Source organism: Rhodospirillaceae bacterium, assembly GCA_018662005.1.
GTDB lineage: Bacteria > Pseudomonadota > Alphaproteobacteria > Rhodospirillales > JABHCV01 > JACNJU01.
Genome location: JABJHA010000047.1, coordinates 17,787 through 28,028, shown reverse-complemented (window position 1 = coordinate 28,028; position 10,242 = coordinate 17,787). Strand labels below are relative to the sequence as shown.

Annotated in this window: 13 protein-coding genes; 11 read left to right on the top strand and 2 right to left on the bottom strand. The window is 56.6% G+C overall.

What is annotated here, in order from left to right:
• A partial coding sequence (locus tag HOL66_16545; protein MBT5245842.1) for a radical SAM protein occupies nucleotides 1–553 on the bottom strand: 553 nt, incomplete at its 3' end.
• 607 nt (nucleotides 554–1,160) lie between these two features.
• On the opposite strand from HOL66_16545, the gene HOL66_16540 reads away from it, so the two are divergent.
• Nucleotides 1,161–2,330: a hypothetical protein gene (locus HOL66_16540; protein ID MBT5245841.1), complete on the top strand. Its 1,170-nt coding sequence runs from the start codon at nucleotides 1,161–1,163 to the stop codon at nucleotides 2,328–2,330.
• A gap of 511 nt (nucleotides 2,331–2,841) precedes the next feature.
• On the opposite strand, the gene HOL66_16535 is transcribed toward HOL66_16540, so the two are convergent.
• Nucleotides 2,842–2,979 carry a hypothetical protein gene (locus tag HOL66_16535; protein MBT5245840.1) on the bottom strand — a complete coding sequence of 46 codons (138 nt, stop codon included), beginning with the start codon at nucleotides 2,977–2,979 and terminating at the stop codon, nucleotides 2,842–2,844.
• 306 nt (nucleotides 2,980–3,285) lie between these two features.
• Here HOL66_16535 and HOL66_16530 point away from each other — a divergent pair, with 306 nt between their 5' ends.
• From HOL66_16530 to HOL66_16485, 10 genes are all read left to right on the top strand, one after another.
• Nucleotides 3,286–3,642: a helix-turn-helix transcriptional regulator gene (locus HOL66_16530; protein MBT5245839.1), complete on the top strand. Its 357-nt coding sequence runs from the start codon at nucleotides 3,286–3,288 to the stop codon at nucleotides 3,640–3,642.
• Nucleotides 3,643–3,684: 42 nt separating this feature from the next.
• Nucleotides 3,685–4,449 carry an ImmA/IrrE family metallo-endopeptidase gene (locus HOL66_16525; GenBank protein MBT5245838.1) on the top strand — a complete coding sequence of 255 codons (765 nt, stop codon included), beginning with the start codon at nucleotides 3,685–3,687 and terminating at the stop codon, nucleotides 4,447–4,449.
• 46 nt (nucleotides 4,450–4,495) lie between these two features.
• Complete coding sequence (locus HOL66_16520; GenBank protein MBT5245837.1) at nucleotides 4,496–4,744, top strand: hypothetical protein; 249 nt, start codon at nucleotides 4,496–4,498, stop codon at nucleotides 4,742–4,744.
• Nucleotides 4,737–4,952, top strand: a complete 216-nt coding sequence (locus tag HOL66_16515) for a hypothetical protein (protein MBT5245836.1) — start codon at nucleotides 4,737–4,739, stop codon at nucleotides 4,950–4,952. The genes HOL66_16520 and HOL66_16515 overlap by 8 nt, the downstream gene beginning before the upstream one ends.
• 123 nt (nucleotides 4,953–5,075) lie before the next feature.
• Nucleotides 5,076–5,303 (top strand): hypothetical protein, encoded by a 228-nt coding sequence (locus tag HOL66_16510; protein ID MBT5245835.1) that lies wholly within the window; start codon nucleotides 5,076–5,078, stop codon nucleotides 5,301–5,303.
• Nucleotides 5,293–6,192, top strand: coding sequence for a virulence-associated protein E (locus tag HOL66_16505; GenBank protein MBT5245834.1), 900 nt, complete (start codon nucleotides 5,293–5,295; stop codon nucleotides 6,190–6,192). The genes HOL66_16510 and HOL66_16505 overlap by 11 nt, the downstream gene beginning before the upstream one ends.
• Before the next feature lie 2 nt (nucleotides 6,193–6,194).
• Nucleotides 6,195–8,204 (top strand): hypothetical protein, encoded by a 2,010-nt coding sequence (locus tag HOL66_16500; GenBank protein ID MBT5245833.1) that lies wholly within the window; start codon nucleotides 6,195–6,197, stop codon nucleotides 8,202–8,204.
• Nucleotides 8,201–8,734: a hypothetical protein gene (locus tag HOL66_16495; GenBank protein MBT5245832.1), complete on the top strand. Its 534-nt coding sequence runs from the start codon at nucleotides 8,201–8,203 to the stop codon at nucleotides 8,732–8,734. Before HOL66_16500 ends, HOL66_16495 begins: the two co-directional genes overlap by 4 nt.
• A complete protein-coding gene (locus tag HOL66_16490; protein ID MBT5245831.1) occupies nucleotides 8,734–9,390 on the top strand; it encodes a hypothetical protein in 657 nt (218 codons plus the stop codon). Before HOL66_16495 ends, HOL66_16490 begins: the two co-directional genes overlap by 1 nt.
• Nucleotides 9,387–10,196, top strand: a complete 810-nt coding sequence (locus HOL66_16485; GenBank protein MBT5245830.1) for a hypothetical protein — start codon at nucleotides 9,387–9,389, stop codon at nucleotides 10,194–10,196. Before HOL66_16490 ends, HOL66_16485 begins: the two co-directional genes overlap by 4 nt.
• Nucleotides 10,197–10,242 lie beyond the last annotated feature (46 nt).

Sequence of the window (10,242 nt, the reverse complement as noted above, 5' to 3'; positions counted from 1 at the left end):
CGATGTGTTGTTCCCAACCGGCCTGTCCAGCCAATCCCAAGATCAATGTTGCCGACACCTTGAGGCCCGCGTCGCGTGCTTTATCCAGGGCCATGGCATGGGTCTTTTGCGAAGCGCCCTTGATGACGCGCTTCAGCACCGGTGTCGAACCCGACTCGATGCCCATATAAACCAGATTGAGCTTTCGTTGTTTCAGTTCAGCTAATTCGTCGGCAGTCTTGTCGATCAAGTTCTTCGGCGTGGCGTAACTCGATACTCTGGCCAAGTTAGGTAGTGCATCATGCAACTTGTCGAGAATGGCCCGCAGGTCATCCATGGGCAGGGTCAGGGCGTCACCATCAGCCAAGAACACACGGTTAGCATCCGGCCAATCACGGGCGGCGGCCTCAATGTCAGTGAACACCTGCTCTTGTGGTCTGGCCGTGTATGACTTGGTCTTATACATGGAGCAGAAAGTGCAATAATTGGCCGAACACCCAAGCGTCGCTTGGATGATCAGGTTGTTGCCCTCGCTTGGGGGCCGGTACAGTGGCATGTCGTAATAAACCGGCACATTGCCTCCAATCATTTGTCGCGTATCGGATTTATGCGCCGTCCCCCCGGTGGAAACAAGTCGAGGCTATCATGACGTGGCTCGTTGTCCTGGTGACGATCTTGACGGCGTTGTCTGTGCTGACGGAAATGCAGTAAGGGCATATCACCATGATCTAAGTCACTGCGAAATGATGGAAATCAGCTAAAATATTGGTTGCTCGTGAGGAACAACATACCTGAGAAGCAATCCGTTCGCGGGGGCTTCTCCCGCTTAACCGAAGGAAGAAACGATGGTCTATATCTTTATCGCCGCCGCGTTGATCGCAGCAGTGCTGTTTGCCGGTCATGTACCGGAGGGATGAGGCTCTACGCAGTTTCCCCTTAATCCTTCCGAGGATACCTATCTCGGAGGGCTCACCCATGCCCGCAAGACCAAGCACAAGCCCCGGCCCCTAAGCCGGGGTTATTCTTTGGTCCGCTTTGTGGGGAGAGGCGATTATTTTCGGGTAACGTTGGAGCTGTTGCTTATAGCCACTTTCGGAAATCTGGAAAGGTCTGCTATCGCCGGAAAAATATTGAGAATATTAGATCAGGGGCATAGGGAATTGTTTTAGGAGTTCATTATTATGAGAAAGTTTGTTTTTTTCTTGTTTGTAGTTTTGTTTTCTGTGGTCAGTCTTGTTGCTGATAGCGATGATGCAAAGGCTAAAGATCCAAGACAAATTCTTAAAAAAATGGATTCTAACGGAGATGGACAAATCTCTCGCGATGAATGGAAGGCAAACCCCGGGGCCTTTGGGAAAATCGATGCCGATGGTGACGACGTCGTAACGTTTGAAGAATTGATCCAGTTTTTCGGCGGTTCGTCGGGCAAGGAATCAAGAAAACCAGTGCGTGTCAGCCCTACTACGCAAACACTTACAGCCAATGAGAATGTCTGGCGGGGACCGATTGTCGATGTTCATAGCCAGATTGATCAACAAACGGATTTGAATTCAATCGTGCCGATGCTCGATAACGCGGGTGTTGCCAAAGTGATGCTTTCGGCCCGGTTCAATCAACCCTCTTCTGATGTTCTTGAACTTGCAGCACGTCATCCGGGTCGAATCATCCCAGCTGCAAAAACCAAGACCAAGGCCTTTACGAAGGGTCGAGGGGATTATCTCGGTATGTTCCAGAACGAATTACGGCAGCACGACTTCCATGCAATTGCTGAAATCATAATGTGGCATGCCGCTAAGAAAGGCGTTGGCGCAGGGAAGGCGGCTATGGACCCTGACGATCCGCGTGTAACGATGATGATTGAGGCTTCTCGGGAAAAGGGGATTCCTTTCATTGCCCATGTGGAATTCGCTGCGATGGGATGGGATAAGTCAGGCTACATGGAGAAATTAGAAGCGTTCGTATCTTCCAATCAAGATGTGCCAATCGGATTGATTCACATGGGGCAATTGGATTCTGAAGATGCTGCACACTTACTTCCCAAACATTTCAATCTGTTTTTTATCACGTCACACAGCAATCCGGTTACGTACAACGCTAGCAGGCTGCCGTGGACGCGCATGATCAAAGACAATCGATTTGCCCCGAAATGGCAGGAACTGGTGCTTGCTTATCCTGAACGCTTCGTTCTCGCTTTTGACAATGTCTTCCATTTCCACTGGGAAGATAAATTTTTACCACAGGTCGAAGTGTGGCGGCAGACATTGGCAACAGTACCCGATGATGTCGCCCACGCTATAGCTCATGGGAACGCGGAGCGCCTGTGGAAATTGCAACCTGTATCAGTGCCGTAAGCCATTTGACAAATCATGAGCGAAAACAGGGCTACGACCTAGAACGGGTGGGGCGATAACTTCGGGAAAGGGTCAAAAACGGCTTTTTCGACTGCCTGATATTTTGTCCGCTGTTCGAGGTTAAGCTTTCAAAGCACTATTGCGGCACTAATGGCATTTACCCACGGCATCGGCATCCGTGCGGCTAGATTAATGCTTTGGGTAACTGATCAGCACCACTGTTGGAGGCTGCCGATTGCTTCTGGATCACCTTGATGCGTCTCGCGTGGCCAAGCTTGCTACTCGCGCTTCATGTTTTCGCACAATTTCGCGCAAGGTGTCCAAATTTCGGACAGTTTTCAAATAATAACTAAAGGTCATTCATCAAGATTACCGGAATGGCCATTAATAACTGATGAATCGACTCTGGTCCTCGCTCTAACCGATGACCGGCAGGCGGACGGTGGTAGGGTAAAAATAAATTTCCAACTAAGGCGCCTACGCTTTAGCCAAAAGCTCTCATACACGAAGTTTATTTATTACCGAAAATCTTATTCCAGTTATTGCGGTAATCCTTAGTCACGTCTTTCTGGCGCTCCGAATCAACGCTGGTGTTTTCTTTCGGCTCGGCGCTTTTTTCTGATTTCGCCGGGGTGCTTGTTTCAGCCATTTGTCAATAATCTCCGAGAAAAGAGGTGTATGAAACCAAAGTTTGGTCATGCATTAATAGCTTTAAAGAACAAGGCCCTAACCCGATTTCGGGAAAGGGCCTTGCTTTAATTGGCTCCCCTTCGTGGAAGCGTATAGAACCATGTGCGTTGCCCCGTCACCTGATTTCCAGCAGGTGTTGGAAGACGTTCGCCACCTTAAAATCGCGGCCTGATCCAATTACTTCGATAAGCGTTTAGCTTATACTTGACAGTCTGGTGGCGCAGAGTGTAGAGTGACACCTAAACATGAAACGGAGATGTTTATCATGACCAGTGGGAGGAATATGAAGTTTGGTGCGCATATTCGCGCCGTTCGAGAGGAAAGGGAGTTCGGCTTGCGTGAAATGGCGAAGAAGATCGGAGTCAGTCCGACCTACCTTTCCAAAGTCGAACGGGACGAGTTTCCGCCGCCGGCCGAGGACAAGGTCCGGAAGATCGCTGAAATTTTCGAGATCAATGTAGACGAGCTTCTGGCCCTGGCGGGCAAGGTTTCGACCGATCTGTCCGAAATCATCCGGGAGAACCCCCGGGAACTGGCGGCTTTATTGCGGACCACCAAGGGCATGACGAGTGATGATGTGGCCCGCTTGGCCCAAGAGGCAGAAAAATCGAAGAACAAGTGACGGCCGATTCGGCCTACTGATGCAGATGAGGATGAAACATTGATGACCAGGAAAGTTCCCTTTTTGGCCGAAGAGGCCATAGAACGCGATGCAGAGGCGTTGCTCGCAGAGTTTTCCCATGCGCGCGATGTGGTCATCGAGACACCCATTCCCATCGAAGACATTGTCGAGAAGCACCTCAAGCTCCGCATCGAGTTCGATGATATGCACGTCCGGCACAATGTTCCCCGACCTTTGGACGGCGATGCTGACATCCTTGGCGCAATTTACGGCGACGGAAGTATTTTTATCGATCAGAGCCTTGATCCCGATGAGAATCCATCGAAGGAAGGCCGCTATCGTTTTACCGTTGCGCACGAAGGTGGTGGTCATTGGCGATTACACCAGCACTTGATCCGGAGCCATTATGGACAGTCCTCATTGTTCGACAACGATGGTGACCCCAAATTTCTCTGCCGATCCAGCCAAAAGCCTCCAGAAGAATGGCAGGCAGATTTCTATGCCTCTTGCTTGCTGATGCCGCGCAAGCTGGTGTTCGCGGCCTGGGATGAGATGTTTCCAGACCGAAAGCGTCGGGTGATTGCCCCGGAGACTAAGGTGGAACACCCGTTCGTCGAGGTGCCTCGGATTTCATGCAGCATAGCGGGACATGATTGGACTGAGAGCGTCGAGGAAGCTCTTGACGGTATCGCTCGCCCCTTAGCGGAAAAGTTCCTCGTCTCGCCCATCGCCATGCGCATCCGGTTGGAGAAGCTCGGCTTGCTTATGCGTGAGGTTCCGCACCAGCGGATTCTCGGCGCTGGTTGAACCATTTTTTTGAGGAGAATGTAAAGTGACAACTGGACAGGAAACGATTGGAGCAAGGCCGGGACGTCAGCGGCGCTTTGAAACGCGCGATTTCTATCTCGCCTGCTTCCTGCGCTGTTCGGGGTATCCCCTGCTGGGTCTACGTGCTGAAGGCCGCCGGAAGGTGTTCATGTTCGAGGATCGGCCCGAACGCGAAACCGACGTGCTCTCCTTTTATGGCGACCAAACCAAAGTGCCGCCGCTGGCATTTTCCTCCACCATCAAAGACATGAAGGCCCTGCTGCACAATGCATGATCACAACGACTTCAAATCCGACGCTTACGGCCCCCAAGCCCGCGAGGCCATCAATCGGCTGATTGACGTGGTTATGGAAGGATTGCGGCACGGACATTTCCGCTGCGCAATCATCAGCGCTATTGGCAAGAACAACAAGCGCGACCTCGTGATCGAGGCGGGCAAATCTCACAAGTTCACCATACCGGAGGACGACTTGCCGCGTTAATGCGGCGACATCGGGTGATCCCTGAGATGGGGACGCCGAATATGCAAATGACGATACGATCCAGTGTTATCGGTGTGAGTCCGAAGCCGGAGATCAGAGGCACGGAGGGGCGAGAAGCCATCCGTGAGATCTTCGGTGAAAGCCAACAAAGCAATTGATGACGACCTGGTCGACCGCACCCTCGAAACTTGGCAACCGCGCGTCGATCACCCGCTATCCCGCGACGACGCCCGCCAGATTATCGAAAACGTCAGCGGTTTCTTTTCCATCCTGGCCGAATGGGCCAAGGCAGACGCCTCGAACGACTATGCTGTCGGCGCGCACGCAAGCGAGGTGCGCCATGACCGCTGAAACCATCACCAAAGCCCTTGGAGGATGCAAGGCCGGGAGCGGATGGACTGCCCGTTGCCCCGCACATGATGACCGCAATCCCAGCCTGTCTATTTCAACCGGGAAGGACGGCAAGGTCCTCCTGCGCTGCCATGCTGGGTGCGATCAGGCCCAGGTAATTGACGCGCTGCGTGCTCGTGGGCTTTGGGAACATCGCGAACGGCACTCGATCAAGCGGAGGACCTATAAGGCAAACCCACAAAAGGATACGCCACCCGACCGCAATGATGCGGGCAGGACGGAATACGCCCTCCGCATTTGGCAAGATTCTATCCCGATGCCGAACACCCTGGCGGAAACCTATATCCAGTCACGTGGCCTGCACCTTACCCTGACATCGGCCCTGCGTTTCCACGGCCGACTGAAACACCCCTCTGGTGGCCTATGGCCAGCCATGGTGGCACTTGTTTCCCGAGGTCCGGACGATGCTCCGTTAGCTATTCATCGCACATTTCTGGCCCATGACGGTTCCGGAAAGGCTCCGGTCGATCCCCAGAAAATGATGCTGGGTCCCTGTCGTGGCGGAGCTGTTCGGCTTGGAGAACCTGCTGATTTGCTGATGGTCGGCGAAGGTATTGAGACCTGCCTCGCCGCCATGCAGACGACGGGTAATCCCGCCTGGGCGGCTCTTTCGACTTCCGGATTGAAGGCATTGAACCTGCCCGAAACTGCTCGTGAGGTGATCGTCCTGGCCGATGGAGACGATGCCGGAGAGGCTGCCGCACGCGACTGCGCCCTGCGTTGGCAGCGGGAAGGACGGCGCGTTCGTATTGCCCGTCCCCCGCGTGGCCAGGATTTCAACGACATGCTGGCGGGCCTTGCGACCCAGACCGGGGAGGGCCGGAAATGACTATGGAAAAGATCGACGATACAGAAATCCCGGAAACCGCTGCGGAAATTGCGGTGGACGCAAATGAAAACCCAGTGGCTGCCGCCATCGCCGATGCCGAGGAAATACTCGACCCTCTTGAGGGTTTGGCCGAACGGGTCATTGACGATCCCGGTGCGCCCTTTGAGCCGGAAACAATGGAGGCGATTGTCGCCCTCAAGAAAAGCGACCGGGCCGCGTTCGAAACGCTTCGCAAGAGCCTCAAGGACGCCGGTTGTCGCATGACCGGATTTGATGAGGCCTTGAAAGAATCCGGAGGCGGTGCCGCCCCTGAACCAACCCAGGCCGACATCCTGATCGACCTCGCTGAGGCCGCAGAGTTGTTCCACTCTGCTGACGGTACGGCGTTTGCCGATATCGAAATTGATGGGCACCGGGAAACCTGGCCGGTTCGCGTCAAAGGTTTCAAGCGGTGGCTGGCGCGGGAGTTCTTTGAAACCACGGGCGGCGCACCAAATTCAGAAGCTTTAAGTTCGGCGCTCAATGTGATCGAGGCGAAGGCGCACTTCGACGCCCCTGAACTACCCGTGTTCATTCGCGTCGGCGGGATCGATGACAAACTCTATCTTGACCTAGGCGACGATGCCTGGCGTGCCGTCGAAATCACCTCGACCGGCTGGCGGGTGGTCGAAGAACCGCGGGTACATTTCCGTCGTGCGGCCGGCATGCAGCCGTTGCCGGACCCGGTGCCCGGTGGATCGGTCGATGCCTTGCGTTCGTTTCTTAACGTGCAGTCGGACACCGATTTCGTGCTCGTCGTCGCATGGGCGCTGGCCGTGTTGCGCAATCGCGGCCCTTACCCGGTGATTGTGCTATCGGGTGAACAAGGATCAGCCAAATCCACCTTTTCGGCCATCCTGCGCGCCTTGCTTGATCCCAATACGGCCCCCTTGCGCGCCTTGCCGCGTGAGGATCGTGACCTGTTCATCGCCGCCAATAACGGCCATGTCCTCGCCTTCGACAACGTTTCGGGCTTGCCGTCGTGGATTTCAGACACCCTTTGCCGATTGGCGACCGGTGGCGGATTTGCAGTGCGCCAGCTTTATACTGACCAGGACGAGGTGCTGTTCGACGCGGCCCGCCCGGTGATCCTGAACGGCATCGAGGACATTGTCACTCGCCCCGATCTTGCTGACCGAGCAGTTTTCCTGACCCTGGAAGCCATCCCGGAGGAGCGTCGTCGTCCGGAGGCAGAACTCTGGGCAGCCTTCGAAACGGAGCGCCCTAAAATCCTTGGCATGCTACTTGATGCCGTAGTGATGGGCCTCAAATTGCTGCCCGAAACCAGGCTGGAACGACTTCCACGCATGGCGGATTTCGCCCTCTGGGCATCGGCCTGCGAAACAGCCATTTGGCCTTCGGGAACCTTCTGGTCAGCCTATTGCGGTAATCGGGACGAAGCTGTCGAGAACGTGATCGAGGCCGACCCCGTGGCCGCTGCTGTGCGCGCCGTGATGGCAGAGCGGACGGAGTGGACGGGAACCGCCTCGGACCTTCTGGGTGCCCTTTCTGAGGCAGCAGGCGAGCGTGTCGCCAAATCCAAGACCTGGCCCGCCAGTCCTCGGGCATTGTCCGGTCGCTTGCGCCGTGCAGCCACTTTCCTGCGAAAGGTCGGTATCGAGATCGACCATATCAAGGAAGGTCGTGCGCGCACCAGGATCATCGTCATCACGGCCAAGGAAGGTTCCGCCAACCAGGATTATGGCGGGGCGCAACCGTCCACACCGTCTGCATCGTCCGCGCTCCCGCCGAACGGCAACGAAACCAAGGCTTTCGGCGAGACCTCCATGCGGACGGTTGATGGTGTTGCGGACGGTAGGACGGACGCTGCACACGGCGGAACGGGCTCGACCGTCCGCGCCAACCCCTTGGAATCCGGTGCTACGGACGGTGCGGACGCAACGGACGCAAAATCACCCTCTCAATCCGAGCCGGAGAAAAGCGAAGGTCAAGGCTGGAGGGCAACGGTATGAGCGCAATGGAAGCCCTTAAGGCGGCGCGGGCAGCCGGCGTCGATGTCGTCCTTCAAGGTGACGACCTGACCCTCGAAGCCTCGTCACCGCCGTCGGAAGCCGTCATGGCCGCCCTGAGCGAGAACAAAACCGGGATCGTTGCCCTGCTGCGTCCCGGCGATGATGGGTGGAACGCCGAAGACTGGCAGGTGTATTTCGACGAGCGGGCCGGGATCGCCGAGTTCGATGGTGGTTTATCCCGTGCTGAAGCGGAGGCACAGGCATTTGCCTGCTGCGTTTCCGAATGGATAAATCGGAACCCTCAACCGTCCTCGCCTGGCCGGTGCCTTGCTTGTCATGGCGGTGACAGCACCAACGATCCTTTGTTGCCATTTGGGACCGATACTCATGGCCATGCCTGGCTGCATTCACGTTGCTGGGACGGTTGGTTCAAGTCCCGAGAGGAAGAGGCCGCATCGGCCCTTATGGCCATGGGTATCGAAATACCAGCCGACTTTCCAAACGATTTCGGAAAAAACAGGAGCGCATGATGGGCGGCATCGGATCAGGACGACCTTCGGGCCTGGGGCGGGACACGGTGGAAACATGCCGTGCCATCGACGTAAACCGGCTGCATCGGGAAGGCTGTCTGCGACCTGGATGGGCTGGCGGTTGGCAATGGAGCCGGGGCGGCGAGAAGGTAGCGTCGATCAATCTGCGGGCCGAGGATGAACGTTTGCACCTATCTTATCGGGTGCGCGTCGCCGGAGGTGACTGGGAGGACGTGAACGAGACCGTCCGCATCGTCCGCGTCGCCTGCCGGTTCGGTGGCACGCGGCCCTATTTCATTTGCCCCGGCGTGGTGAACGGCAACCCTTGCGGTCGGCGCGTGGTCAAACTGCATGGGCCGGGGCGGTATTTCCTCTGCCGGCATTGCTATCGCCTGGCGCACGCCAGCCAGAGCGAGGGCGCGTGGGATCGGGCACTGCGCCGGGCCAATAAAATCCGCATGCGCCTCGGCGGCGAGCCCGGCATGGCGTCGCCGTTTCCGCCCCGGCCCAAGGGCATGTGGCGACGCACCTATCAGCGCCTGCGCAAGGAAGCATTCGAGGCCGAGCATCTGGCTAACGAAGCCTTTCTCATCCAAGCCGAAAAACTGCTGACCCGGATCGACAATCCCAAACGGAAAAGGACCTTCTGGCCATGACTGAATCCAATGACATCTTGCCGGTGGAAACCGCCGGAACCGAAGTCACCCGTTTCAACGCCCTCAAACACGGCGTTCTTTCCCGCTACACCGTTCTACCCTGGGAAAACGCCGACGAATACGCTGCCCTAATGGCGTCTCTGGTCGCTGAACACCGTCCGAACGGACCGACCGAGGAGCACCTGGTCGAGGAACTGGCGGGCATCCTGTGGCGCAAACGCCGTCTCCGCCTTGCCGAGGCGGCCGCCCATCAACACGGGCTGGAGAATGCCACCGAGCCCTATCGCGACACCGTCAAGGCGGCACTGGTGCATCTGCACGGCGGCAAGCAGATCGAGCGCGTCGTCGATGCCATCCGCGCCACGCCCGAGGAGACCGCCGTGGAAGCCCGCGATCTGGATGAGGACGAGGGCATGACAAAAGACGCCGTTGTCATCTTGGATGCGGGCAAGCCGAAAGCCTACGAGCAAGCCGTTGCGGTGTTGCGGGCTGATACCCGTGAATGGTGGGAAGACTTACTCTCCCGCGATCCGGGCGATTACGACGAGGACCAGGAGCCTGCCACGCCCAACGCTGCCGGTCTGCGCCGGTTTATCGACAGGGACCTGCAACCCTGGTACGCCCAGCGGCGCATGGAACTGGAAAATCGGCCCCTGATCCGGGCACAGGCATTCGGTCAGTCTCTTGACCCTGATAAGTTGTCTCGATTGGCCCGCTACGAGGTGCACCTGGACCGCAAGCTGGAACGCACCTTGGCCATGCTACTGCGCCTTCAGGACCTGCGGCGGGAAATGGACGGGTCATGATCCGTTTCGCAAAATTGACCGGTTCCTGCCGGCGCGTTTCGCATGC